Here is a 23,986-nt window from a genome sequence, read left to right as displayed (position 1 = left end):
GCGAGCGGTGTGCTCAGGCTACTGCCACCAGCTTCTGCCCCTTCTGACTGCTGTCCAGAATGAGGATGCTGGCCTTGGGGAAGAAGTTGAAGGTGGAGGCGGAGGCCCAGGTGTAGGCGCCCATCACCTTGCCAACCACCAACTCGCCGATAGCCAGGTCCGGCAGCATGATGCCATCGCGGATCACATCCACGCTGTCGCAGGTCGGGCCGGAGAGCACCGAGTTGTGCTGCTCGCCACTGGCATAAGGCGTGCTCACCGGATAGGTGACGTGGTCATAGAGCTGGCCGTTGTAGCTGCCGTAGAGACCGTCATCCAGGTAGTACCAGATCTTGTCGCCGCGGTGCGCCTTGCCCATCACGCTGGATACCGAAGTCATGGCCGGTGCGCTGATAAAGCGGCCCGGTTCGGCAATCTTCTGCACGGTAGCGGGCAACTTGGCCAGCGCTTCGCGGATCGGCGCGCAGAAGCCGTCGATATCGAACTCGCCCCCTTCATAGTCGACCGGGAAACCGCCGCCGATGTCCAGCACCCAGGGCTTGAGCCCGAGCGCCCAGGCCTGCTCCATGATCTCGCGGCAGGCGTCGATGGCCTGCACATGGCGACGGGCGTGGGGTACCTGGGAGCCGACGTGGAACGACAGCCCCATCACCTTGATCCCCTTGGCGTGGGCCAGTTGCAGCAGCGGCAGCGCTTGCTCCGGAGTGCAGCCGAACTTCTTGGAGAGATCGACCTTGGTCTCGGGGTTGGGGAAGCTGACCCGCAGCAGCAGTTTCACTTCGTCTTTGTAGGGAATGAACTTTTCCAGCTCCAGCGGGTTGTCGTAGACAAACACGGTGCAGCCAAACTCCAGCGCATAACGGATATCGCTGTCGCGCTTGATGGGATGGGTATGAATGCAACGTCCCGGGCGAACCCCCTGACTGCGCACCAGATCCACTTCGCCATTGGTGGCCAGATCGAAACAGGCCCCCTCTTCCTTCAAGACAGAGACCACCGCCTCATGGGGCAGGGGTTTGAGTGCATAGTGCAATCGTACATCGGGCAGGGCGGCGGCCAGGGCCCGATACTGTTTGCGGACGGCTGCCTTGTCGAGCAGCAGCAGGGGGGAGCCGAATTGTTCAACCAGCTGACGGTAATCTTGTGCGACCACATCTTTTGCAACCAGGGCGTCGTTCATTCTCTTTTGAAAGTCCTTAGGGGGCGTGATATGCCCAAGCCATATGCGATTGAACCGGCGACGGCCGGGTCAGGCGAGCGGTCCGGTGGGACCAACCGAACACAGTGCATAAATTGATGGCAAAGTGCTTGGTTATGCAGCGGATTATCGGCTTATTGATTCTGTGTGCAAGCATTTTGATTGGATATGTCGGCAAGATTTTCTTGGCGAAACGAGAGGGATCACTGTTCTCTATCCGCCATTTTTCCCGTTTGGGCCACATTTGATCCGTGAGAGCCTAACATGTTGATAGTTAACTAACATTTAACATTCTTGTCGCTGCTCTGGCGGTCACTAAAAAAATATAAATGGGGGCGGCCAAGTGCGAGACAGCTCACATTTTTTGGATTAACATGCCGACTTCCTAATCCAAACTAGTTCGGATGAAGGTAGCAGGAGAGCGATGGGCAACCATCCACCGAAGAAGTGAATCTTTCAGGTACCGGGCAACCGGTGTGGACTGCTACTGGACGATACTCTGGAGAGACCCGTTAAATCGGGCGCCGAAGGAGCAAGGCACCATGACTACCCGCAAGGGCAGGCTGGCGCCGGAAACTCTCAGGCAAAAGGACAGAGGGGATGGGATGGTTGTACCTGGGCTTGGCCCGCATCCGATCGCCTCTGGCCGATCGCGACACCTATGGGAAGATCATCCTTCTCCTCCTTAATTTCTGTTTCTTAAGGAGGATGCATGTCATCAATTCAATCGGCGTTAACCGCCATCGATAGCTTTATCTGGGGTCCGCCCCTGCTGATCCTGCTGGTCGGGACCGGTATCTATCTCACCCTGCGTCTGGGTCTGCTTCAGGTCGTGCGCTTGCCGCTCGCTCTGCGGCTGGTCTTTGGTCGCGATCAGGGGCAGGGCAAGCAGGGAGATGTATCCAGCTTCGGCGCCCTCTGTACCGCCCTCTCTGCCACCATCGGTACCGGCAACATCGTCGGGGTGGCTACTGCCATCAAGCTCGGCGGCCCCGGTGCCCTGTTCTGGATGTGGATGGCGGCGCTGTTCGGCATGGCCACCAAGTACGCCGAGTGTCTGCTGGCTGTGAAGTATCGCGAGCAGGATGCCAACGGCCAGATGGCGGGTGGCCCCATGTACTATCTGGAGAAGGGGCTCGGCTCCAAGCCGCTCGCCAAGCTGTTTGCCCTGTTCGGCATCGGAGTGGCTTTCTTCGGGATCGGTACCTTCCCGCAGGTTAACGCAATCTCCGACGCCATGAGCCTCTCCTTCTCGGTGCCCCGTGAAGCGACCGCCGTGGTGCTGACCCTGATCGTGGCGCTGGTGACCCTGGGAGGGATCAAATCCATCTCCAGCGTGTCGAGCAAGGTGGTGCCCTTCATGGCCATCTTCTACATCGTCGCCTGTCTGGGTGTGCTGGTGAACAACGCCAGCGCCTTGCCCGATGCCGTCATGCTGGTTATCGAGAGTGCCTTCACCGGCCATGCGGCGACCGGCGGCTTCGTCGGTGCCAGCATCATGCTGGCAATCCAGTCCGGGGTAGCGCGTGGGGTTTTCTCCAACGAGTCGGGACTGGGCTCTGCGCCCATCGCGGCGGCGGCAGCCAAGACCGATTCGTGTGTGGAGCAGGGGCTGGTCTCCATGACAGGTACCTTCATCGACACCATCATCATCTGCACCATGACCGGCCTGACCCTGGTGGTCACAGGCGTGTGGAGCGGCGATGCAAGCGGCGCGGCCATGACCAGTCTGGCCTTTGCCCAGGGGCTCGATGCCCATGTTGGCCAGTATCTGGTGAGCATAGGCCTGCTGTTCTTCGCCTTTACCACCATCCTTGGCTGGAACTACTACGGCGAGCGCTGCACCGAATACCTGTTCGGGGTGAAGGCAATTAAGCCCTATCGTCTGGTCTATCTGGCGCTGGTAGCGAGCGGTGCTTTCCTCCATCTGGACATGATTTGGCTGCTTGCCGATATCGTTAACGGCCTGATGGCGGTGCCCAATCTCATCGGCCTGATTGGCCTGCGCCATGTGGTGATCGCCGAGACCCGCGCCTACTTTAGCCGGGATCTGGATAGCGAAGCCGAGCCGGAGCCGCAGACGGCCTGAACGCCTCAGCCCGTTTCACGCTCCCCTTGAAAAGAACAAGCCACGACTCCGGTCGTGGCTTTTTTGTGCGCTGTGTTTAAGGATGGGTACTTTCCCTCTCCCTTCGGGATAAGGTCAGGATGGGGGGGATAGCCCCTCGCTCAGCAGGCTATCCAGACGTGCTCGCACTTTCTCCACCAGTGCCTGATCGCTACCGCGCCAATCGATGCAGCTTGCCAGCGTGGTGGAGGTTCCCGCCATAAAACGCAGCTCGCCGCCCGCCAATTCGTAGAAGCGGCTCGCCATTCTGGTTCCCTCATCCACATCACCGGCCACCAGCAGCATGGCTTGTGCCAGCACGGCGCCCTGGTGATCCTGCCCCGGTGCCAGCCAGCGCTGGGCGGTACCGGTGATCTTGCGTCCCCCGATCACCAGATTGTACTGACCATCGCAAAAGGAGCCGGGCACGAAGTCATAGCTTCCCTCAAGGCCGTACTCCGCCAACAGGGTCAGCAGCGGCGCCCCCAGCAGCCGGTAGTAGTGGGCGAGATCTGTGGTGGTGCGGGGCAGCAGCAGGGATAGGTTGAGGATCCCCGCCCCGTGGGGCACGGCGGTACCGCCACTGTCGCGCACATGCACCGGCCAGCCTTCGTCTGCCAGCTGTTTGCAGGCGGCTTCGTAATGGGGGAGACGGGTATCCTTGCGAGTGACAATCAGGCATTGGGGCGCCTGCCACAGGTGAGCGCGGGGCTGGCCGTCATGGGCACAGTCGCGCAGCCAGTGCTGCTCTTGTGCCAGTATCTGTGCGGGTGAAGCGGTATCGGGGAGGGGGGAGAGCAGGCGATAGGGCATGGCGGCATCCTCAAAAAAGGCTGCCCAGCACACTACCCGTGGCGACTGGCAAGGTAAAGCCCCGCAAGTGCGGGGCTTGGGTTGGCTATCGGTGGACGATGTCTCAGGAGTGGCGCGCTTCGCGCTTGGGCAGCAGCAGGTTGAGCACGATGGCGGTAATGCCACCGGTGGCGACGCCGTAGGAGAGTACGCTCTTGGCCAGCTCCGGCAGGTGTTGCAGCACTTCCGGTACCTGCGCGACTCCCAGCCCCATGGCCAGCGACACTGCCAGGATCATCAGGGCGCGGCGATCCAGCTCCTCGCGGGCAATGATGCGCACGCCAGCGGCGGCGATGGTGCCGAACATGACGATGGTGGCACCGCCCAGTACAGGCTCGGGGATCTGCTGTACCAGACTCGCGACCGCCGGGAACAGGCCAAGCAGGGCCAGCATGGCGGCGATAAAGAGACCGACGTGACGGCTGGCGACGCCGGTCAGCTGAATGACGCCGTTATTCTGGGCGAAGGTGGACATGGGGAAGGTGGAGAACACCGCCGCCAACATGGAGTTGGCACCATCGGCCAGCACGCCGCCTTTGATCCGCTCCATATAGATAGGCCCTTCCAGTGGCTCGCCGGAGATATCCGAGGTGGCGGTCATGTCGCCGATCGCTTCGAGCGCCGTCACCACGAAGATGATGGCGAGCGGCACGAACAGCTGCCAGTCAAAGCCGAGACCGTAGTGAAGCGGAATGGGCACCATCACCAGCGGGCCGTCGAAGGTGGGGGCGCTCACTTTGCCCAGCAGCAGGGCCACGGCATAGCCCGCCAGCATGGCGATCATGATGGCGGAGAGGCGTAGCCAGGGGTTGCGACTGCGTTGCAGCAACACGATAAGGCCGAGCACCAGCAGGGAGAGGAAGAGGTTGGTGTGACTGGCGAAGCTGCCATCAGAGAGGGCTGTATAGCCGCCGCCCATGCTGATCAGGCCCACTTTGATCAGGGTCAGGCCGATCAGCAGCACCACTATGCCGGTGACCAGCGGGGTGATGATCCGTTTCACCAGATGGAGGAAGCGGCTCATCACCACTATGGTGAGTGCGGCAACCATCATGGTGCCAAACAATGTGCCCAACAGATCCTCGGTGGGCATGGCGGCCTGTTTGAGGGCGAGACCGGAGGCGATGATGGGGCCGAGGAAGTTGAAGCTGGTGCCTTGCACCGAGAGCAGGCCGGAACCGATGGGGCCGAAGCGGCGGGTTTGAATGAAGGAGGCGATGCCGGACATGACCAGCGACATGGAGACGATATAACGGGTGTCGGCGGCAGGGAGGCCGAGGGCATTGGCGATAATCAGGGGCGGGGTAATGATGGCGACAAACATGGCGAGCATATGCTGCAGGGCGGCGAACAGCGTCTGGGGCAGAGGCGGGACATCCTCTATGCCATAGACCAGTTCGCTGTGGGCTCGCCTGGGTGGATGTGCCTCTCGATTGGCGCGTGTGACAGCAGCCTGTTCCATAAGTACCTCGAATTGTGTGGGGAGGGGGAGAAAATTGGGCGCTATTGTAGTGATTGAAATGAGGCTGACCAGCGCTAATTATGCAAAAAAAGGTTTATTTTTTGATGGGTTGAAACGTTTGCGCGCTGCGATTATCATCTGTCGGTTTGTGTGACCGACCTCTCCTTTTTATTCTCCCCGCTAATGACATTTTTACCACTTTGTAGGTGTAGAATGAGCCCTCAGTATTCATCGTGGAGACTCTGGATGCTCAAGTTGTCAGAGTTCTGGAGTGCGAGAGTTCACTCCGAAGACTTTACTCGTACTCGCATGGGCTTTATGACGGTGCGTTTGCGCCTGCTGACCTGCTTGCTGATGCTCGGATTGCCCGCCTGGGCCGTGGTGGATTGGCTGACTTTGCCGGCCGTTCATTTCGAGCAGCTGTTTCAGGCCAGGATCTTCTGCACCCTGGCGCTCTCGCCACTTATTCCGCTCTCGTACCTCATCCACTTCAAGCGGGAACGGATGAAGCTGGCCCTTGGCTATCTGATGGCCGTGATGATGCTCTTCTCTCTCTTTTGCCTGAACAGCTTTGGCGCCGGACAGGAGTTGCAGGCGGGCTATGCGGCCTTTCCCTATCTGCTGATCACCCTGTTTGCCATCTTCCCCATCCCCCTCTCCCTCGGCTTGCAACTGGCTGGTGTGGTACTGGTGACCATGCTGCTGGGCCACTGGCTGCTGGTGGGCCAGAGCATCTGGAGTCAGGCCACCCTGAATCAGGTGTGGGTGCTCGGCATGTTTACCATGGCCAGTTGCTGGGTGCAGTGCGGCCAACTCAACATGCTGCTGCGGCTATATCGGGAATCGACCACCGATGAGCTGACCGGCATGATGAACCGCCGCTTGCTGATGAAGCAACTGGAGCAGGCCAGAATCCGGCTGCAACTCAAGAAGAAGCCCTTTGCGGTGATGCTGCTGGATCTCGATCGCTTCAAGCGGATCAACGATATCTACGGCCATCTGGCGGGGGATGCGGTGCTCAAGGAGGTGGCTACCACCCTGGGCGAGCAGCTGGAGCCTGACATGGTGCTGGGGCGTTATGGTGGAGAAGAGTTTGCCATCCTGATGCATAACTGCGCCGATCCGGCACTGGCGAGCAAAATGGCCGAGCGGCTGCGCATTGCCGTCGAGGCGCGTCTGGTGAAGAGCCCCACCTCGGACGAATTGCTGGAGGTGACGGTGAGTATCGGGATTGCCATGGCCCGTTCCGATGACACCATCGATATTCTGATCAACCGTGCCGACGAGTGTCTCTATCAGGCCAAGATGGCGGGACGCAACTGCGTGGTGGTCGAGGGGCAGAACCGCGCAAAAACAGATGCCGCCTGAGGGCGGCATCCTGTTGGCAATGAGCTGGCGAGATCAGGCCAGCTTGTACTTGCCGGAGAGCTGCTGGGCCAGCAGCTTGAACATGTTGAAGACTGCCATGGTCTTGCCGGTCGGGGTGCCGTCTTCGGCCAGGAAATACTCCCCCTTGAACACCAGAATATCCCCCTTCTGCTCCACCGAATCGGCGCGCATACCGTGGATGAAGTCTTCATGCTCTTTGATGATCTTGTTGGCCATCTCAAGCAGGGCCGTCTCGGTGATCAGCTCTTTCTGTGGTTGCATGCTCGTCTCCTTAAACGACTACTGGACAGGGAAACCGTGGATCCCTGCCTCTGATTGAAGAGGCGCCCAGCATACTGCAAACAGGGTTTTTCTGTCATTGATATGACCCCGATTTGTGGTTGTTTATCCGATCACCAGATTCTTCAACCAGCAGCGTTGGCGAATACGGCGCTGCACCAGCAGTACCTTGCTGAGCTCCTCCAGCAGCACCACCGCCACCACCCAGGAGAGGGGCCAGCCGAGCAGCGTGACCGCCACCCAGGCGAGCGGGATGCCGATGCACCACATGCCGACGATGTCGATAAAGATGCTGTAGTTCACATCACCGCCAGAGCGCAGCACCCCGATGATCCCCACCATGTTGAACACCTTGAGCAGCATCCCGAGGCACATGATGCCGAGCACCTGTCCAGCCTCTGTCATCAGCTCGGGGGGCAGGTTGCCGACCCACTGCAGCAGGTTGGCTTGCAGCAGCCAGACGATGATCCCCACCAGCAGCGCGCCAATCGGTGCCAGCAGCAGGAAGAGCTGGGAGTGCTGCCAGGCAATCTCGTACTCCTCGGCCCCGAGCCGGTGGCCGAGCAGGGTGGAGCAGGCCACCGCCAGTCCGAAGAAGAGGGAGATAAGGATGCTCTCCAGGGTGCCGAGTGTGGTCATGATGGCCAGCGAATCGGTGCCAAGATGTGCATAGAGAAAGCCGTAAATCAGCATGCCGAAGGCCCAGAGACCGTCATGGAACAGCAGCGGCAGGGCGATCAGGGTAAAGCGCACCACCTCCTTGCGCTTGAAGGCGGCCAGCCAGTCTGGTGCACGCGGGATCAGGCGCGCCTCATAACGCTTTACGTAGAGCAGCAGCAGGGCTGTCTGCAGCAGCCGGGAAATGGTGGTGCCCCAGGCCGAACCGGCGACCCCCATCGCCTCGAAGCCGAAGTGACCGAAGATGAGGGCGTAGTTGAGGATGACGTTGGCGATGATGGCGATAATGCCGATGCGGGTTGGCGCGGCGGCATTGCCGACCGAGCGCAGGGCTGATTCCAGCGGCACTACGATGGCGGTACAGAGGATGGTGGCGCCGGTGATCATCAAGAATTGATCCGCCAGAGCTCGCAGTGCCGGATCCTGACTGGCAAAGCCGAGTACGCTGCCCGGTGATAACACATAGATGAAGGCAAAGGGCAGGGTGACCAGCAGGGCGCCCACTATGGCCAGCGCCAGGGAGCGGCGTACCCCGGCCATCTCCCCGCGCCCGAAGTATTGTGCTGCCAATACCGAGACCCCGCCCGCGAGGCCCGCTATCACCAGCAGATTGAAGAAGAAGACCCGGTTACCCAAGCCGACCGCCGCCACAGCCGTGGTGCCAAGCTGGCTCACCATCATGATATCGATGAGGCCGAGCAGGGAGAACATCATGGATTGCAGCGAAACCGGCAGGGCCAGCCGCCACAATCGGGTCATGAACTCGCGATCGGTGGTTTGTTTTAAAATCGCTTGCCAATAATTCATTAGTGTTAACCGGGTATGAGAAAAGCAAGGTTTGTCATGGGTATGATAGGGGGAATGGCGAGCGGCTTCACTGTGAGGCTCTCTCGGGTTTATTGTGTGAAACTATCCTGTTGAGGTGTTATGCCCTTTGTCAGCGAGTGTCTGGAGATAGCGCCCTCCTGCGATGAGCGAATGCTGGGGCGCGAAGGGCTGCCGCTGCTCGGCGAGGCCGGTATTTTTCTGACCGGTCTCTCGACCATTCGGGAGCACTACCTCATTCGCCGCAATCGGCCCGAGTTTCACATTCTGATGGCGAGCCACAGCGAGGGGGGGGCGCTGCTCACCGACCGGGGTGAGCAGCCTGTCCCGAACGGTTCGCTCATCTTTTTGCCCGCCGCCGAGCCCGGTGGCCTCAAGCTGGTGGGGGAGCAGTGGCAGATGAGCTGGATTTTGCTCGATGACGTGCCGCGCTGGCAGCATCTACACCGGCTCGGCCACCGTATCTGGCAGGGGGATGGCGGTGATCAGCTTCATCATCTGCTCAGCCTGATCCAGCTCGAAGGGGTTCGTTCCCCACTCCAGCCCCAGTTGCTCACTCTGCTGTTGGCCCTGCTGGAGCGCACCCTGCAGGGAGAGGTGCGTGGTACGCCGGAGCTGCGCTTGCAGGCGCTGTTTCGCCGGGTGGAGGCGCGTCTCGACGAGCCCTGGAGTGTGGCCCGGCTCGCCGACCAGATGGCCTGCTCGGTGCCCCATCTGCACCGCCTCTGTCTGCAGCACTTTGGTATGGGGCCGATGGCGAGGGTGACCGAGCTCAGAATGAACAAGGCGCGTCAGTTGCTGCTTTACACCAACTGGCCGCTCAGCGAGCTGGCCGCCCGGGTCGGTTATAGCGATGGCGCCAACTTTGCCAACTCGTTTCGGCGCCTGACTGGTCAGACCCCGGGGGCATTTCGTCGACTCGGTCGCAAACCTTTTGCAACGGATATGCAAACTCTTTGAAATTAATGACACAAGCCCCTAGGATCGGCGGGTCCCTGCGTCTAGCTAACCGTTTAGGTATCAAGATCCATGTTTGAAGATAATAACCAGAAACGTCCTCTCTACATTCCCTACGCCGGTCCAGCCCTGCTGGAGACCCCGCTGCTCAACAAGGGGAGCGCCTTCACCAGCGAAGAGCGCAGCAACTTCAACCTCGAAGGGCTGTTGCCCCAGAATATCGAGACCATCGAGGAGCAGGCCGAGCGCGCCTATCGCCAGTTTATGGCGTTCGGCAACGACATGGACAAGCACATCTATCTGCGCAACATCCAGGATACCAACGAGACACTGTTCTACCGACTGCTGCACAACCACCTGACCGAGATGTTGCCCATCATCTACACCCCGACCGTCGGCAAGGCGTGCGAGGAGTTCTCCAACATCTATCGCCGCGCCCGTGGCCTCTTCATCTCCTATCCGGACAAGGAGAGGATCGATGACATGCTGCAAAACGCCACCAAGCAGAACGTCAAGGTGATCGTGGTGACCGATGGCGAGCGGATCCTGGGTCTGGGTGACCAGGGTATCGGCGGCATGGGCATTCCTATTGGCAAGCTGTCGCTCTACACCGCCTGTGGCGGCATCTCGCCCGCCTACTGCTTGCCGGTGGTGCTGGATGTGGGCACCAACAACCAGCAGTTGCTGAACGACCCCTTCTACATGGGCTGGCGCAATCCGCGCATCTCCGGTGAAGAGTATGCCGAGTTCGTCGATGCCTTCATTCAGGCGGTCAAGCGCCGCTGGCCGGATATCCTGCTGCAGTTCGAGGACTTCGCCCAGAACAACGCCATGCCGCTGCTCAACCGCTACAAGAACGAGCTCTGCTGCTTCAACGACGATATTCAGGGCACCGCTGCGGTGACACTGGGTAGCCTGATTGCCGCCTGCAAGGCCTCCGGTGCCAAGCTCTCCGAGAAGCGGGTCGCCTTCCTCGGCGCGGGCAGCGCCGGTTGCGGCATCGCCGAGCAGATCGTGGCGCAGATGAAGGCCGAAGGGCTGACCGATGCCCAGGCACGCAGCCGGGTCTTTATGGTGGATCGCTTCGGTCTTATCACCGACAAGATCCCCAACCAGCTTGACTTCCAGCGCCGCCTCTCCCAGCCGGTAGAGCGCATTGCCGACTGGCCGGTTGGTGACAACATCTCCCTGCTGGAGGTAATGGAGCACGGTCGCCCGGACATTCTGATCGGGGTCTCCGGCCAGCCGGGGCTGTTCACCGAAGAGGTGGTCAAGACTATGCACAAGCACTGTGCCCGTCCCATCATCTTCCCGCTCTCCAACCCAACCTCCCGGGTCGAGGCGACGCCGGCAGACCTTATCCGCTGGACCGACGGTCAGGCGCTGGTGGCCACCGGCAGCCCGTTCGCACCGGTGGAGCACAAGGGCAAGCGCTACGTCATCGCCCAGTGCAACAACTCCTTCATCTTCCCGGGGATCGGCCTTGGCGTCATCGCCTCCGGCGCCACCCGGGTGACCGACGCCATGCTGATGTCGGCCAGCCGCGCGCTGGCGGAGTGCTCGCCGCTGGTGAAAGGGGAGGAGGGCTCCCTGCTGCCGGATCTGGCGGATATCCATCAGGTCTCCCGCTACATCGCCAAGATGGTGGCCAAGACCGCCATGCTGCAGGGCAAAGCGGTGCAGACCCCGGACGAGGTGATCGATCAGGCCATCGACGCCAACTTCTGGCATCCGGAATATCGCCGCTACCGCCGCACCTCGTTCTGATACAGCTCAGCGTTAAATAGCCGTAAAAACAAGGGATGCCATGGCATCCCTTTTTTCATTCTGAGGGGATGCAGCTTCATCCCCTTGGTGTTGTCAGATGTGGTTACTGGGTCACTTGCTGCACGCCAGTGACGCGTACTTCTACGCGGCGATCCGGTGCCAGGCAGGAGATCAGCTGAGCCTTGCCCTTGACGCTGTTGCACTGGGTACCGGTGACCGGATTGGCTTCACCGCGACCTTCGATGGCAACTTTGCCAGCCGGCAGACCTTTGCCAACCAGGAAGTCGGCTACGGTACGGGCACGCGCTTCGGAGAGTTTCAGGTTGTAGGCATCAGAACCGATACGGTCGGTGTAACCGACGACCACGGCGCTGCCATCTTTCGGCTGAACATCAACGATCTGCTGATACAGGGTGTTCAGCGCTGCGACACCTTCTGGCTTGAGGGTGGATTTGCCAAAGGCAAACAGCACGTCTGAGCTCAGGGCGAAGTTCTTGTCGACCAGTACCGGCTCGGGAACCGGCTCAGGCGCAGGGGCGGCAACCGGGGCAACATAAGAGGTACGGTTCGGGTGCATCACCAGCTCCAGGGTCGCGACGCTCATGTCGCTCTCCCAGGTTTTCTGCTCGTCACCCAGATTCCACAGATAGCGGTAGCGTGCTTGCACATCGATAAGGTCGGAGAGCTTGGCTGTCAGACCCAGGCCCGCCAGCGGCGCAGTGCCGTTGTCGCTGTTGCCATTGCCGTTGACGTGATTGAAGTAGGCACCGCCTTCAGCAAACACCGAGAAGATGTCGCCGAGCGGCAGGCGGGCGATACCGGAGAGGGTGGCACCCTGGGTTTTGAAATCGGCACCGTCAACGCCCGCTTTACCGGCGTAGAGGTAGCCCAGTTCAGCTGCGTAGTAGTCGTTGAAGTTGTAACCGCCGAACAGGCTCAGCGCGGTGGCGTCTTTGTCTGTATCCAGACCTTGTACATCGTCAAGGTTGTGAGCATATGCCCAACCTGCACCAACACCGGTGTACCAGTCATCGGCAGCCTGAGCTGTGGTACCTGCGGCGGCGAGCGCCAGTGCAATCAGGGTAGGAGCCATTTTGAGTTTCATCGGTTTATCCTCGTTGTGTTAGCCCATGTCGGGCAATGCACTTGTTTTTATTGCTGCGAAAAATCGCCAGCAAAGTGGATAGCGAAGGCTTTGGACTCTCATGATGCATTGGCGTCATGGACAACAGACCGGACAAGAAGCGCTTTTTAGTGCTTATCCAATACCTTACAGGCGCAACTACTTTATGCTTTCGAGACGGGGCAGGCAAGGGCAGGGAGGCGAGAGTGAGGGATGCAAACGAGAATGAGACAAACAAAAAGGGATGCCGCAGCATCCCTTTTTTTTCGCACTATCTGAACGAGGTCAGATTATTGCTGAACTTCTTGTACGCCAGATACGCGAACTTCTACGCGACGATCCGGAGCCAGGCAGGAGATCAGTTGAGCTTTAGCGGTTACGCCGTTGCACTTGGTGCCGGTAACCGGGTTGGCTTCGCCACGACCTTCGATGGCAACTTTGCTGGCAGCCATACCTTTGCTTACCAGGAAGTTGGCAACGGTACGGGCACGGGCTTCAGACAGCTTCTGGTTGTAAGCGTCGGAACCGATACGGTCGGTGTAACCAACAACAACAGCGTTGCCATCTTTCGGCTGGAACTCAACGATTTGCTGATACAGACCGTTCAGGGCTGCAACGCCTTCCGGCTTCAGGGTGTCTTTGCCGAAGGCAAACAGCACGTCTGAGTTCAGGGCGAAGTTCTTCTCTACCACTTGCGGAGCAGGAGCCGGCGCTTCTTCAACTACCGGAGCAGCTACCGGAGCTACGTAGGAAGTACGGAACGGGTGGTATACCGCTTCCAGAGTAGCGATGCTCTGGTTGGCTTTGTAACGCTCACCGTTGGCGTGCAGGTCAGCCACGTCCCACATGTAGCGGTAGCGAGCTTGCAGATCCAGCGCGTCATTTACCTTGTAAGTCACACCAGCACCGGCCAGCGGGGAAACTTTAGTGTCGCTGGTACCCAGACCATCGGTGTGACCCCAGTAGGCGCCGCCTTCAGCGAACAGGGAGAAGTCGTTGCCAACCGGCATACGGGCGATACCGGACAGGGTGGCACCCTGGCTTTCGTAACGGTTGCCGTTGGTGTTGCCACGACCGGTGTACTGGTAGCCCAGTTCGGTACCGAAGTTTTCGGTGAAGTTGTAACCCATGAAGGCGTTGGCAGCAGCCGCGTCTTCCTGGCCTACATTGGTGCTTTCCAGCTTGTTCAGGCCGTTGAAGTGAGTAGCACCGACACCGGCACCGAAGTAGATGTCGTCAGCGGCGTGAGCAGCGGTAGCACCCAGAGCAGCCATGGCGATGGCGATCATGGAAGGAGCCATTTTCATCATAAAAAAATCCTCGTTGAGATCGCACGTTATTCACGTGCTTCACACTTTGTAATTTATGTAAGCTGCAGGCTCCGCCGTACGGCTGGCGTCGAGTCTGGCAGATGACCCGGCAGAACCGGGTTGCACACTCTCCTGGTGTGTCGAGTGCGCTGGCATGGCATGCAATGCGTGAGAAACCACTGCCAGGCAACTGATGTCATTCCGATGACGAGGCGCACTCTATGCCGATTTTAAAACATGATCAAGCTCACAAATGAGCCTTGTGGCAAATTGTGTCGTGCTCTTAACTGGCTGTTTATTTTGATTAATTAGTGATCCAGATAGGCCCTGTGCAGTTTCTTCTCCAGCTTCATATAAGCCTGAACCCAGTCGCTATGCGGGCTGGCAGGATTCGCTCTGGCGGCAAAGACCGCAAGGTAATCTGCCTGGGTTGCGCTCTGCAGCAGGGGGGTAAATGTCATCAAGAAATGTCGGGCCAGATAGGGGTCAAGGGGCCAGATGTTGAGGATGGCGCGAGCCACAGGCTGAACCGCAGCTGAACAGATGAAGTGGCGGTGTCCCGCCTCCAGCCAGTCGGCCATCTCGCACATGCCCGACTCGGGCACCAGACCACCATCACCCGGGGTGGTTGCCAGAGCAATTGCCTGACCGTTTACCGTGATGAGCTGCTCATTGTTATGCAGGGTGCCGTCGTGGCTGCGCAGGGCCAGGTCCGGGCATGCCTGTTCAAGAAACAGGCTGCAGCTCTCCGGCAGGGCGGCCAGCAGCTCGCTGGCGTGGCTGGACATCAAGGCCGGAAGCCAGAATGCTTCGGCGCGATATTGTTCACCTTGCAGGCGCTGTTGTGCCAGTTCTTCTGTGCTAGATACGGGGTGCAGGCGAGAGATAATGCCGGGAAACGCCATACTTATTCCTCTTAATGGGTATCCGGCGGATTATACGAGTTATTGGGGGGGCCACAATAAAGGTTTCTTTTCGAGACTGTTTACCTGAGGCGGCTGAGCGATTACCATCCCCCCTTGAAGGCAAGGGTTGTCGCCGAAAGGCGCTCATAAGATAGAGGCTCGACCATAACGAGTCCGAACAAAACTGATACACTTGACTACGAGTCGTCGCGAAAAATAAAAGGCGGAGTAAATCCGCCAAACGGAGTATGGAACATTATGAATTCAAATATCGTCACTGTTGGCAAGAAGATCCGTCAGATCCGTGAAGCGGTCGGTTTGAGCCGTCCGAAGTTTGCAGATTTGCTGGGTGTTCCTCCCACCACGCTGAAAAACTACGAGCTGGGTTACCGTGAAGTTGGGGGCGCCTTCCTGGTTGCCCTGGCGCACCACCCGGATCTGCACAAGTTCACCCTCTGGCTGCTGGCAGACAAGAAAGTCGCCGAAATCGGCCAGATTGGCCCGGATGACCTCGCCAAGGCGTGATCATCGATGTGAATAGAAATGCCGCCTTCGGGCGGTATTTTTTTTGGGTTGCCGATCGATATTTTGATCTAACACGCTTTGAATTATCCATGCAGGCCAACGAGAATAAGCGGCCCCGAAAAGTGGGCCCCTGGTGGTATCTGGCCACCCGAACACTATTACATTCAGGATGATATGAGCAATCGTATGGAGTATGGGTATGAGCAGTAATGAGTTGGATAAACGCTATGGCCTGATGACTGCCATTGCGATGGTGGTCGGCGTGGTGATCGGCTCCGGTGTCTTCTTCAAGGCCGATGATGTACTGCGTCTGACTGGCGGTAATCTGGCCATTGCGCTGTTGGCATGGGCGCTGGGGGCATTTTCGATGATCTTCGGCGCGCTGGTGTTTGCCGAGTTTGCCCAGCGGATCGAAAAGTCCAACGGTATCGTCGATTATGCCGAAGCGGCATACGGCAAAATGTTTGGTTATCTGGTGGGGTGGTTCAAAGGCGTACTCTATTACGCCCCTCTTTCCGCCATCCTTGCCTGGGTCGCCGCTCTGTACACCATGATCTTGCTCGGCAGTGATAATCCGACCAACTCTGGTGCGACCTGGATACTGGCGGCTGTCTATATGACGGTCACCTATCTGATCAACTTCTACACCCCGGTCCTGGCGGGCAAGCTGCAAGTGGGCTCTACCCTGATCAAGTTGATCCCGCTGATCCTGGTTGCCATTGTGGGCACCATTTCAGGCTTGCTCAATGGTGTCACCGTGACCAACTTTGTGCAGGCTATGGATGGGATAGGAAGCACCGGAGGCACTCTGGCCACGGCCGTGGTTGCCACCGCCTTCGCTTATGAGGGGTGGATTGCCGCCGTGACCATCAACAGCGAAATTCGCGATTCCAAGAAGAATCTGCCCAGAGCGCTGGTGATTGGCACCCTGATAGTCTTTGTGGTCTATGTCACCTATTTTCTGGGGATCGCCAGCGTCTTGCCGACGGACGAGATAGTGGCGCAAGGGGATAACGCGGTAAATCTCGCGACAACCAGCCTGTTTGGCGGGACTGCCTCGACCATTTTGACCGTGTTCGTGATTATCTCCTGCCTCGGAACCCTCAATGGTCTGGTGTTGGCGACCATGCGCATTCCCTACTCGCTGGCGATCCGCAATCAGGGGCCAGCCCCCAAGTGGATGAGCCGTATCGAACCGCATCACCACATGCCAATCAACTCGGCCCTCGCGGCAGCGTTGTTGTCGGTGATCTACTCAGTGTTGTGGTACTGCAGCATCAACGAGACATTCGGTCGTTACATCGCCCTGGACGAGATGCCGATCGTGCTGATTTATGGCCTCTATCTGTTCCTCTATGTCTGGTACATGCGCACCTTTACCGAGTTGGGCTGGATAAAGCGGTTTGTGATCCCGACCTGCGCCACTCTGGGCGCGCTCATCATTCTGTATGGCGGTATCACCAATCCCAGTCTGGGGCTCTATCTGCTGGTCTCTGTGGGGGTGATTCTGCTCGGGTTGCTCTTCTACCGTAAGGAGTGACCGGGTAAGCAAGTTGAAAAAAAGCGCCGAATGGCGCTTTTTTCATGTGTAAACCGCAGCATGCCGACAACTAACTGCCCAGCAACCCGAGGCGGCCCAGTTCATCCTTGAGCTGATCGAGATTGCGCTCGACGCAGGCTTCCCCCTCGTTGATGGCATCGCTGGCGCGATGAAAATCCATGATGGAGAAGCTGCCAAGGCGCGGGCAGAGCTGGATCTCCGGCGGGTCACCGGCCATCCGGGCGCGGGTGATCCGCTCCTGCATGATGTTGATGGCGCCACTCATCACGCTCCACAGACCCGGGGTGGCTGGCGCGGATTCACCGCGATTGAGCCACTGGCTGAGCAGACCGCCGCTGCCGGGTTGATCCGGCTCGTCGGTCCAGGGCTGGTGCATGTCGGTGTTGAGGTTGACCGCAATCACCACCTCGGCCCCCATGGCGCGGGCCAGCGAGATGGGCACCGGGTTGACCACGGCGCCATCGACCAGCCAGCGGTCGTTGATCCGGGTCGGGGTGAGGATCCCCGGCATGCCGCAGGAGGCGCGCACCGACTGGCGCAGCGGGCCCTGTTGCAGCCAGATCTCGCGGCCGGTATCCAGCTCGGTGGCGATGCAGGCGAAGGGGATGGGCAGATTCTCGAGATCGGGATCCCCCAGATGGCTGGCGGCAAGGCCAAACACCTTTTCGCCGCGAAACAGACCGCCGGAGAGGGCCGGGTCGAGCAGGCTGACCACCTGCAGGCGGGTAAAGCCGCGCACCCAGGTTTCCAGCCGATCCAGTTCTCCGGCGGCATAGGCGGCGCCAACAAAGCTGCCGATGGAGCAGCCAGCGATCAAATCCGGTTTGATGCCGAGACGTTCAAGGGCGCGGATGACGCCGATATGGGCCCATCCTCTGGCGGCGCCGCTCCCGAGAGCGAGCCCTACGCGGGGTTTACGTGGCACGACAGTCCTCCAAAAAAGGGGTTGAGGGCTCAGCTTACTCCGAGAGTCAGAAGGCGTCACCCTGCCATCTTTCGCTGCGGTTGCGACCGTTGGCCTTGGCCTGATAGAGCGCCACATCGGCGCGGCGCACCGCTTCGTGCAGGGGAAGGTTCTCCTGGTGGGGCAGATAGCCGAGGCTGATGGTGACCTCCAGCCCGGGTTCGATGGCGGCCCAGTCGTGATCTGCCACCGCTTTTCTCAGCCGCTCCGCCAGCTCGCCGATCTGTGCGGCGTTACTGCGGCCAATCAGCAGCAGAAACTCTTCGCCCCCCCAGCGGATCAGGCGATCAGTGGGCCTAATCTGCTGCTGGCAGAGCTGCACCAACCGGATCAGCACGATATCGCCGACGGCATGGCCGAAGTTGTCATTGACCCGTTTGAAGTGATCCGCATCGAACATCAGGATCCCCGCTTGCAACCGGGCCAGATCGCCCGCCTGCTCCAGCAGCACCAGATAGTGGCGGTTGAAGGCGCCGGTGAGGGCATCGTGGCAGGAGAGATAATTGAGCCGCTGGTTGAGGCGATGGGATCTCAGGTTGGAGAGGGCGGCCAGCAGCATAAAGAGAATGGCGAGCAGGGTCGGCGTGGACTGGCAGAGCATGGCCCACACCAGCGGCAGCAGGGTGACGTTGTGCACCAGTCGCAATGGAGTATCGGGGATTGCCATGGTCAGCTGCAATGCCCCTTGCCGCCACTGGTATTCGTCGGTCGGCTCGGGGTCTTGCGGCACCACGGGTTGGCGCGCGCTGCTGGCCAGCACCTGATGGTACTGATTGAGCAGCAGATACTCACCCAACGCCGGCGCCAATTGATTGAGCTGCGATTGCAAGCGTGAGAGCAGGATGTCCATGCTGATCATCCCTACCAGCGAGCCGTCCTTGTAGAGAGGCTGGGACATGGTGACCATGGTGCCCAGTCCGGCAAAATCTTCGTAGGGGCGGGAGAGAATGGTGTCCCGGCTTGGGTTGGGTGACATCAGCGCATCCTGCCAGTAGTGCTTGTCATAGATGCTGCGGACAAAACGAAACTGGTTGGAGGGGATCCAGGGATAGAGGTAGATAAAGTTGTCCACCCCGGTGAAGTAGGCCCAGGCGATCTCGCTGCCCAGGCGCTGGCTGGCGGTGGACAGCAAGGGAGAGAGGCTCAGGGCCAAATGAAGTTGCGCCTCCCGCTCACTGCCGGGGGGCGGTAGCGGGCCGTCACCGGTGAGGTTGCCCGCCAGTCCGGCCGGTAAATCGCCGGGGAGCTTGTCGAGGGCCAGCCCCTCTGGCAGCGCCTCGATATGGCCATAGAGCTGGCGGGTGAGCACCGACTGGGGGTCGCTGCGCAGTCGCTCTTCGGCTTGACCGCGCATCGCCTCCAGAAACACTTCGGTCTGCTTGAACCGATCCCGCAGGTAGATGGCGCTATTGAGGGTATCGCTCTGGTAGAGGCGTTCTATCTGTTTCAGGCTTTGCCGCAAGGTCAGACCAATCAGCAGGATGACCACGGCAAACAGGAGCCAGGTCAGGCGTGTGAGAAAGCGGTGGTCAGACATTTTGGGCATAGGCAGTCAGTCGGGTTGCGAAGGAAATTGTCGTTAGTGTATGCGATGTGGCGTGAAAACAAACGGCGCGACCTGAAACAGAGTGAGCTTATCCCGCTCTTGTTACGTTTTGTCACATTTATACATAGTCACGGCATAGTCTGGGGCTAAAATGGCCCCAATCTGGATTTACCCTCTCACTCTTCATGGACTGTTCGATGAAAATGCGTACCTGGCTCGGCTTGGGCCTTCTTCTAATCGTGGTTGCCGGCGTCTGGGCGCTGCGTCACAGCGAACCCGCCGCCAAAGCACCGACCAGACAGGTCAATATCCGCACTCAAACCGTCAAACAGAGTCTGGCCGAGCCGACCCTCAAGCTGGTGGGCAAGCTGGCGGCCAATCGTTCCGTCATCATCAGCCCCGAAGTGACCGGTCGCATCGTCAAGATTGCGGTGCAATCTGGCCAGAGCGTGGCGAAGGGGGAGACCCTGATCGCGCTCGATGCGGGCAAACAGCAGGCGGAGCTGGCCGAGCAGAGCGCCAGTCTGCGCGACGAGAACCGCAAGCTGAGTGATATGCGCAAGCTGGTGGCCCGTGGCGCCGTGACCCAATCCGAGCTGGAGGGGCAGGAGGCCACCGTGGCCCAGGTGCAGGCACGCCTCGATGCCGCCCGTTACGAGCTCTCCCTGCGTACCTTGCAGGCGCCCTTTGCCGGTACCGTGAGCCTGATTGATCTGAGCGAAGGGGCGCTGGTCAACAGCGGCGACACCCTGCTGCATCTGGACGAACTCGACAAATTGCGCCTCGATCTGGCGGTGCCGGAGCGTTACCTCTCCCTGCTGCGCCCGGGCATGGCGGTCACCGCCACCAGTACCGCCTGGCCGGATCAGCAATTCAACGGCACCCTGACCACCCTCGACAGCCGCATTTCCAACGATACCCAGAACATCAAGGCGCGGGTGATGATCCCCAATGGCAACGGCCAGTTGCGTCCGGGCATGCTGCTCAATGTGGAGCTGGCACTGCCCGCCCAGCAGCTCACCCTGATCCCCGCCCAGTCGGTGGAGTACGCCGGTGAGCAGCGCTTTGTTTACCGTCTTGAGGCCGATGGCCGGGTCAAGCGGGTGCCTGTAGTGCTCGGCGAGACCGAAGGGGAGACCGTCTGGGTCACCGAGGGGCTGAAGGTCGGCGATCGCATCGTGGTCGAGGGGCTGGTCAATCTGCGTGATGGGGTGCAGGTGCGTGATCTGGCAGAGGTGAACGGCTGATGTGGCTCTCCGATATCTCAGTACGTCGCCCGCTGGTGGCGGTGGTGCTCAGCGCCCTGCTCACCGTGTTTGGTCTGGTCGCCTTCAGCAAATTGACGGTGCGGGAGATGCCCGATGTGCAGATCCCGTCGGTCTCCATCACCACCACCTATGAGGGGGCGGCCCCCTCGGTGATGGAGAGTCAGGTCACCAAGCCCATCGAGGATCAGCTCTCCGGTATCAGCGGCATCAAGAACATCAACTCCATGACCCGCAAGGGGCGCTCGATGATCACCGTCGAGTTCAAGCTCGGCTGGAACATGGTGGAGGGGATCTCCGATGTGCGCGATGCCCTCTCCCGCGCGCGGCCCCGGCTGCCCGATGATGTGGACGAGCCGCTGGTAACCAAGGACAGCGGCAACGGCGATGTGGCGATCTGGCTCAACTTCAGCAGCAGCCAGATGGATCGCACCGCCATGACCGACTACGCCAACCGGGTGCTGGTCGACCCCCTGAGTCTGGTGGACGGGGTGAGCGAAGTGGCGCTCTCCGGCGATCTCACCCAGGTGATGTATGTACGGCTGCGGCCTGCGGATATGGCGGCCCGTGGCATCACGGTGAGCGATGTGGAAGAGGCCCTCAAGCGGGAGAATATCGAGCTGCCGGGGGGCGAGATCCGCAATAACTCCATGACCATGGCGGTGCAGATCGCCCGGCTTTACCACACAGCGGAAGATTTCCAGCAACTGCAAGTCACCACAGCCGCCAACGGCCAGAGCGTCTATCTGGCCGATATCGCCGATGTGGAGGTGGGAGCCAAGAACGAAGACAGCGCCTATCAGCGCAACGGCAAAGAGAGTCTGGGTATCGGCATCGTCGCCCAGTCCACCGCCAACCCGCTGGCGGTGGCGCAGGGGATCGAGAAGAAACTCGGCGAGATGCAGCGCTTCCTGCCGGAGGGGGCCAAGCTCGAGGTGGATTACGACTCCACCATCTTTATCAAGCAGGCCATCGATGAGGTGTACGAGACCCTGGCCATCTGCGCCGTGCTGGTGGTGGCGGTGCTCTATCTGTTCCTCGGGCAGGGGCGCACCACGCTCATTCCTGCCATTACGGTGCCGGTATCGCTCATCTCCGCCTTTATCGGCGCCTGGTATTTCGGCTTTTCCATCAACCTCATCACCTTGCTGGCCCTTATTCTCGCCATCGGCCTGGTGGTGGATGACGCCATCGTGGTGGTGGAGAACATTCACCACCATCTGCAGCGGGGTGAACCGCCGTTGCTGGCCGCCTGGCACGGCACCCGCGAGGTGGGCTTTGCGGTCATCGCTACCACCGCCGTGCTGGTGATGGTGTTTGTCCCCATCGCCTTTATGGATGGCATGGTGGGGCGGCTCTTTACCGAGTTTGCGATATTGCTCTCCCTGGCGGTGCTCTGCTCCTCGCTGGTGGCGCTGACCCTGACCCCGGCCATGGGCTCCTGGCTGATGCGCCCGCTGGATAAACCGAACCGGCTCACCGCCGGGCTCGATCGCGGGCTCGGCTGGCTGGAGGGGCACTATCGTCACCTGCTGGCGTGGGTGCTGCGTCGCTCCCGCTGGACGCCGCTGGTGCTGCTGCTCTGTCTGGGCGGTATCGGTGCCCTCTTTACCCAACTGCCGACCAGCCTTACCCCGACCGAGGATCGCGGCGTCATCTATGTCTTCGTCAAGGGGGCAGAGGGGACCAGCATCGAGCGGATGAAGCGCAACATGCAGCAGGTGGAGTCCGCCATCATGCCGATGCTGGGCAAAGGGGTGGTGCAGGCGCTGAGCTTCAGCACCCCTGCCTTTGGCCGTGGCGGCGATCAGACCGGTATGGTGATCATCCAGCTCACCGACTGGGCCGAGCGAGACGTCACCGCCACCGAGTTCTCCCGCTCGCTGGGTGCCAAGCTATCCGGCATTCCCGATGTGATGATCCGCACCTTCCAGCCCGGTTTCCGCGGCGGCTCCACCGCGCCGGTGCAGTTCGTGCTGCAGGGTAACGACTATGCCGAGCTCTACCAGCAAGGGTTGGCGCTGCAACAGGCGGCGCAGGGCAGCGGCCTGATGCTGAGCCCGGATCTCGACTACGCCGAGAAGACCCCCGAGCTGCAGGTGACCATCAATCGCGACAGCGCCAGCCAGCTCGGCATTCCGGTCTCCACCGTGGCCAACAGCTTGCAGACCTTGCTGGGCGGGGCGAGCAAGACCACCTATGTGGACAGGGGTGAGGAGTATGACGTCTACCTGCGCGGCAACCAGACCGAGTTCAACGGTATCTCGGATCTCGGTCGCATCTATCTAAAGGCCGCCAACGGCGAGATGGTCAGTCTCTCGACCCTGGCGACCGTCAAGCAGGTGGCGACCGCCAACCGTCTCAACCACTACCAGCGGCAAAAGGCGATTACCCTGACTGCCGACGTGCACCCCGACCACACCCTGGGTGAAGCCCTCGATTTCCTCGATGGCTGGGCCAACGCCAACCTGCCCACCGGCATGACGGTGGATTACGCCGGTGATTCCAAGGATTACCGCGACAATCAGGGGGAGATGGTGCTGGTCTTTGGCCTCGCCCTGTTAGTGGTCTATCTGGTGCTGGTGGCCCAGTTCGAGAGCACCCTGACCCCGGCGGTGGTGATGGTGACGGTGCCACTCGGCATCTTCGGTGGCCTGCTCGGCCTCTGGCTGACGGGGCAGGAGATGAGCATCTACAGCCAGATCGGCATGATCATGCTGATCGGCATGGTGACCAAGAACGGCATCCTCATCGTCGAGTTCATCAACCAGCTGCGCCAGCGGGGGGAAGGGTTCGAGGAGGCGATCATCGCAGGCTCGGTGCGCCGCTTGCGCCCCATCCTGATGACCTCGCTCACCGCCATTATCGGCGCGGTGCCGCTGATGCTCTCCATGGGGGCGGGTTACGAGAGCCGGATGGCGGTGGGGACAGTGGTCTTCTTCGGATTGTCGTTGGCAACTCTGGTTACCCTGCTGGTGGTGCCCGCAATCTACCATCTGATCGCCCGTCACGCTGGCATGACAGGGGCGCGGGATCAACAGGTAGACGAAGCACTGGCCGCCAAGGGGGCAGGGGAGTCGCAGCCTCCGGCGCCCTGATCAGCGCCTTGGCCTGAATCCTGGCCTGAACTCAAGCGGGGGCCAGTTATCAGCCTCATCATCACAAGGGCGCCTGCGGGCGCCCTTGCTATTGCGGGCGGCGGCTTATTCCGCGGGATCTATAGGGACAAAAAGCCATCGCTCCCCTTGGCCGCAACCGGTATAATGCGCGACC

At 60.1% G+C, this 23,986-nt stretch carries 18 protein-coding genes and 1 riboswitch; of the genes, 8 read left to right on the top strand and 10 right to left on the bottom strand.

The window, feature by feature from the left end:
- Window positions 1-13: 13 nt before the first annotated feature.
- Window positions 14-1,180 (bottom strand): type III PLP-dependent enzyme, encoded by a 1,167-nt coding sequence (locus AB5Y83_RS04560; protein ID WP_058056704.1) that lies wholly within the window; start codon window positions 1,178-1,180, stop codon window positions 14-16.
- Window positions 1,181-1,687: 507 nt separating this feature from the next.
- A riboswitch (glycine riboswitch) is annotated at window positions 1,688-1,803 on the top strand.
- 107 nt (window positions 1,804-1,910) lie between these two features.
- Here AB5Y83_RS04560 and AB5Y83_RS04555 point away from each other — a divergent pair.
- A complete protein-coding gene (locus AB5Y83_RS04555; RefSeq protein WP_005338391.1) occupies window positions 1,911-3,287 on the top strand; it encodes a sodium:alanine symporter family protein in 1,377 nt (458 codons plus the stop codon).
- A gap of 114 nt (window positions 3,288-3,401) precedes the next feature.
- Here the strand turns inward: AB5Y83_RS04555 and AB5Y83_RS04550 are convergent, their stop codons facing one another.
- The gene (locus tag AB5Y83_RS04550) at window positions 3,402-4,118 is read right to left on the bottom strand and encodes a protein ligase (protein WP_279489014.1); all 717 of its coding nucleotides are present in this window, start codon (window positions 4,116-4,118) and stop codon (window positions 3,402-3,404) included.
- 103 nt (window positions 4,119-4,221) lie between these two features.
- Window positions 4,222-5,619: a nucleobase:cation symporter-2 family protein gene (locus AB5Y83_RS04545; protein ID WP_279489015.1), complete on the bottom strand. Its 1,398-nt coding sequence runs from the start codon at window positions 5,617-5,619 to the stop codon at window positions 4,222-4,224.
- A gap of 246 nt (window positions 5,620-5,865) precedes the next feature.
- Here AB5Y83_RS04545 and AB5Y83_RS04540 point away from each other — a divergent pair, with 246 nt between their 5' ends.
- On the top strand, window positions 5,866-6,987 hold the full coding sequence (locus AB5Y83_RS04540; RefSeq protein WP_005349944.1) for a GGDEF domain-containing protein: 1,122 nt from the start codon (window positions 5,866-5,868) through the stop codon (window positions 6,985-6,987).
- 33 nt (window positions 6,988-7,020) lie between these two features.
- Here the strand turns inward: AB5Y83_RS04540 and AB5Y83_RS04535 are convergent, their stop codons facing one another.
- The gene (locus AB5Y83_RS04535) at window positions 7,021-7,269 is read right to left on the bottom strand and encodes a YciN family protein (protein WP_005338382.1); all 249 of its coding nucleotides are present in this window, start codon (window positions 7,267-7,269) and stop codon (window positions 7,021-7,023) included.
- 123 nt (window positions 7,270-7,392) lie between these two features.
- Window positions 7,393-8,772 (bottom strand): MATE family efflux transporter, encoded by a 1,380-nt coding sequence (locus AB5Y83_RS04530; protein ID WP_047435970.1) that lies wholly within the window; start codon window positions 8,770-8,772, stop codon window positions 7,393-7,395.
- 120 nt (window positions 8,773-8,892) lie between these two features.
- Between AB5Y83_RS04530 and AB5Y83_RS04525 the strand changes: the two genes are divergently transcribed.
- Complete coding sequence (locus tag AB5Y83_RS04525) at window positions 8,893-9,750, top strand: helix-turn-helix transcriptional regulator (RefSeq protein ID WP_368174771.1); 858 nt, start codon at window positions 8,893-8,895, stop codon at window positions 9,748-9,750.
- A 69-nt stretch (window positions 9,751-9,819) separates the two neighbouring features.
- Entirely contained in the window at window positions 9,820-11,514 is a 1,695-nt protein-coding gene (locus AB5Y83_RS04520; RefSeq protein WP_108613132.1) for an NAD-dependent malic enzyme, read from the top strand.
- 103 nt (window positions 11,515-11,617) lie between these two features.
- Here AB5Y83_RS04520 and ompA (AB5Y83_RS04515) read toward each other — a convergent pair whose 3' ends face one another.
- The 3 genes from ompA (AB5Y83_RS04515) to AB5Y83_RS04505 form a co-directional block, all read right to left on the bottom strand.
- Window positions 11,618-12,619 (bottom strand): porin OmpA, encoded by a 1,002-nt coding sequence (ompA, locus tag AB5Y83_RS04515; protein ID WP_113738922.1) that lies wholly within the window; start codon window positions 12,617-12,619, stop codon window positions 11,618-11,620.
- Between the two features lie 308 nt (window positions 12,620-12,927).
- Complete coding sequence (gene ompA, locus AB5Y83_RS04510) at window positions 12,928-13,947, bottom strand: porin OmpA (protein WP_139405972.1); 1,020 nt, start codon at window positions 13,945-13,947, stop codon at window positions 12,928-12,930.
- Window positions 13,948-14,255: 308 nt separating this feature from the next.
- Entirely contained in the window at window positions 14,256-14,852 is a 597-nt protein-coding gene (locus tag AB5Y83_RS04505) for a hypothetical protein (protein WP_139432703.1), read from the bottom strand.
- A gap of 258 nt (window positions 14,853-15,110) precedes the next feature.
- Between AB5Y83_RS04505 and AB5Y83_RS04500 the strand changes: the two genes are divergently transcribed.
- Both AB5Y83_RS04500 and AB5Y83_RS04495 read left to right on the top strand, forming a co-directional pair.
- Entirely contained in the window at window positions 15,111-15,377 is a 267-nt protein-coding gene (locus tag AB5Y83_RS04500) for a DNA-binding transcriptional regulator (protein ID WP_005338367.1), read from the top strand.
- Window positions 15,378-15,576: 199 nt separating this feature from the next.
- Window positions 15,577-16,917: an APC family permease gene (locus AB5Y83_RS04495; protein ID WP_005338365.1), complete on the top strand. Its 1,341-nt coding sequence runs from the start codon at window positions 15,577-15,579 to the stop codon at window positions 16,915-16,917.
- Between the two features lie 70 nt (window positions 16,918-16,987).
- Here AB5Y83_RS04495 and AB5Y83_RS04490 read toward each other — a convergent pair whose 3' ends face one another.
- Window positions 16,988-17,863 carry a patatin-like phospholipase family protein gene (locus AB5Y83_RS04490; protein ID WP_128816195.1) on the bottom strand — a complete coding sequence of 292 codons (876 nt, stop codon included), beginning with the start codon at window positions 17,861-17,863 and terminating at the stop codon, window positions 16,988-16,990.
- 46 nt (window positions 17,864-17,909) lie between these two features.
- Window positions 17,910-19,448, bottom strand: a complete 1,539-nt coding sequence (locus AB5Y83_RS04485; protein WP_368174770.1) for a diguanylate cyclase — start codon at window positions 19,446-19,448, stop codon at window positions 17,910-17,912.
- Between the two features lie 197 nt (window positions 19,449-19,645).
- Between AB5Y83_RS04485 and AB5Y83_RS04480 the strand changes: the two genes are divergently transcribed.
- Together AB5Y83_RS04480 and AB5Y83_RS04475 are read left to right on the top strand one after the other, a co-directional pair.
- A complete protein-coding gene (locus AB5Y83_RS04480) occupies window positions 19,646-20,695 on the top strand; it encodes an efflux RND transporter periplasmic adaptor subunit (RefSeq protein ID WP_368174769.1) in 1,050 nt (349 codons plus the stop codon).
- Window positions 20,695-23,811 carry an efflux RND transporter permease subunit gene (locus tag AB5Y83_RS04475; protein WP_167572365.1) on the top strand — a complete coding sequence of 1,039 codons (3,117 nt, stop codon included), beginning with the start codon at window positions 20,695-20,697 and terminating at the stop codon, window positions 23,809-23,811. The genes AB5Y83_RS04480 and AB5Y83_RS04475 overlap by 1 nt, the downstream gene beginning before the upstream one ends.
- Window positions 23,812-23,986: the final 175 nt, after the last annotated feature.

Origin of the sequence: Aeromonas sp. R5-4, assembly GCF_040908215.1 — a bacterium.
In the GTDB taxonomy this organism is placed as follows: Bacteria; Pseudomonadota; Gammaproteobacteria; order Enterobacterales; family Aeromonadaceae; genus Aeromonas; species Aeromonas veronii.
This window is presented reverse-complemented; position numbering and strand designations above follow the sequence as displayed.

Coding starts and splice junctions, on each gene's coding strand:
- AB5Y83_RS04560 (WP_058056704.1), bottom strand. CDS start 1,180: ATGAACGACGCCCTGGTTGCAAAAGATGTGGTCGCACAAGATTACCGT.
- AB5Y83_RS04555 (WP_005338391.1), top strand. CDS start 1,911: ATGTCATCAATTCAATCGGCGTTAACCGCCATCGATAGCTTTATCTGG.
- AB5Y83_RS04550 (WP_279489014.1), bottom strand. CDS start 4,118: ATGCCCTATCGCCTGCTCTCCCCCCTCCCCGATACCGCTTCACCCGCA.
- AB5Y83_RS04545 (WP_279489015.1), bottom strand. CDS start 5,619: ATGGAACAGGCTGCTGTCACACGCGCCAATCGAGAGGCACATCCACCC.
- AB5Y83_RS04540 (WP_005349944.1), top strand. CDS start 5,866: ATGCTCAAGTTGTCAGAGTTCTGGAGTGCGAGAGTTCACTCCGAAGAC.
- AB5Y83_RS04535 (WP_005338382.1), bottom strand. CDS start 7,269: ATGCAACCACAGAAAGAGCTGATCACCGAGACGGCCCTGCTTGAGATG.
- AB5Y83_RS04530 (WP_047435970.1), bottom strand. CDS start 8,772: ATGAATTATTGGCAAGCGATTTTAAAACAAACCACCGATCGCGAGTTC.
- AB5Y83_RS04525 (WP_368174771.1), top strand. CDS start 8,893: ATGCCCTTTGTCAGCGAGTGTCTGGAGATAGCGCCCTCCTGCGATGAG.
- AB5Y83_RS04520 (WP_108613132.1), top strand. CDS start 9,820: ATGTTTGAAGATAATAACCAGAAACGTCCTCTCTACATTCCCTACGCC.
- ompA (WP_113738922.1), bottom strand. CDS start 12,619: ATGAAACTCAAAATGGCTCCTACCCTGATTGCACTGGCGCTCGCCGCC.
- ompA (WP_139405972.1), bottom strand. CDS start 13,947: ATGATGAAAATGGCTCCTTCCATGATCGCCATCGCCATGGCTGCTCTG.
- AB5Y83_RS04505 (WP_139432703.1), bottom strand. CDS start 14,852: ATGGCGTTTCCCGGCATTATCTCTCGCCTGCACCCCGTATCTAGCACA.
- AB5Y83_RS04500 (WP_005338367.1), top strand. CDS start 15,111: ATGAATTCAAATATCGTCACTGTTGGCAAGAAGATCCGTCAGATCCGT.
- AB5Y83_RS04495 (WP_005338365.1), top strand. CDS start 15,577: ATGAGCAGTAATGAGTTGGATAAACGCTATGGCCTGATGACTGCCATT.
- AB5Y83_RS04485 (WP_368174770.1), bottom strand. CDS start 19,448: ATGCCCAAAATGTCTGACCACCGCTTTCTCACACGCCTGACCTGGCTC.
- AB5Y83_RS04480 (WP_368174769.1), top strand. CDS start 19,646: ATGAAAATGCGTACCTGGCTCGGCTTGGGCCTTCTTCTAATCGTGGTT.
- AB5Y83_RS04475 (WP_167572365.1), top strand. CDS start 20,695: ATGTGGCTCTCCGATATCTCAGTACGTCGCCCGCTGGTGGCGGTGGTG.